The following is a 1,125-nucleotide window of genomic DNA, read 5'->3' as shown; positions in this document are numbered from 1 at the left end:
CTCCGAGCAGGCAGGCGTACCGGCGTGCTACCAGCTGGATGCCGAACGGCTCAGCCAGCAGAGCCGCGATTTTCACCATCGCAACCTGGTCGCCCTGTTGCTGAACAAAACCCTGGAGACGATGTATCCGGCGGATATGCCCGCTACCGAAGTGGTCGAGATAAGGCTGCAGTCCACCCGCACCGGACGCCCTTTCCCCCCGGCCGAGGCACGTTATCGGGCCCTCACTCACGAGGACTATTCCCCAAACGGTGCGCGTTTGGCGCTGCGCATCGATACCGACAAATACCTGCAGTTCCTCGCCGAACGCGATGAGCTGGAGCAGCGCATTGCAGGCCTGCGCAACCTTGCCCTGCAAGCCAGTCATGATCACGACGCGTGGCTGGCCACGGCCGAAGCTGCGCATATCGATGACCCCTACAGCCTGGCCGCCGCACTGGCGTGCTATGACCGCAACGAACGCATCTCGGCCCGTGGCCTGGAAATCGCCCTGGCCCTGCTGATTTACCCGATGGGCCAGCCGACACCCGGTACCGAAGACCGAGACCTGCGCTTCAAACGCCTGGAACAGTGGCTGGACCAGCACGACAGCCCGCTCTACACCGCCCTGGCGCCGTTCAACCCCTTCAAGGACAAAGCCGATGCGGCCGGCGGTGTGCTGGGGGGCAGCGACAATGTCATCGAAGGGCTGGCCGGGCGTTTTCCGGCCATTGCAGACATCACCGATCTGACTGCCCAGTCCGTCAACGCCGTGGTGCTCAAACGCCTGCGTGGTCACACCCGCTGGGATGCCAGCCACACCCTGCGTCAGCAAGTACTGCTGGCGGCGCGTGAGGCCAATGCCGAGAAAGCGCTGGGGCTGTTGGCGGCGCGTTACCAGATCACCGACCAGGCCATCCGGGAAAACCCGTTCAGCCAGGAGGTGGAGCGGTATTTGAAGAGCGGCATGGCGCAGGTTGAGGAAATGAAGCAGCTGCGTATTTCGGGTAATCGGACGGTGGCGGTTGAGTTGACCACCACTGCGCGGGTTAAACCCAACTTGCTCGGGTTGCTTACGTCGGGCGGAGGCGGTGGTCTGAACGCCGGAATGCTGTGGTTCAACGTGATCTCGCTGAAGACGGCTTA

At 63.0% G+C, this 1,125-nt stretch carries 1 pseudogene; it reads left to right on the top strand.

From position 1 onward, the window contains the following. Nucleotides 1-1,125: pseudogene (locus AC25M7_RS25435) on the top strand (T6SS effector BTH_I2691 family protein); the annotation flags it as partial.

The organism is Pseudomonas sp. P106(2024) (assembly GCF_057480815.1).
Note: the sequence above shows the minus strand (reverse complement) of the source record. Positions and strands in the feature narration are given on the sequence as shown.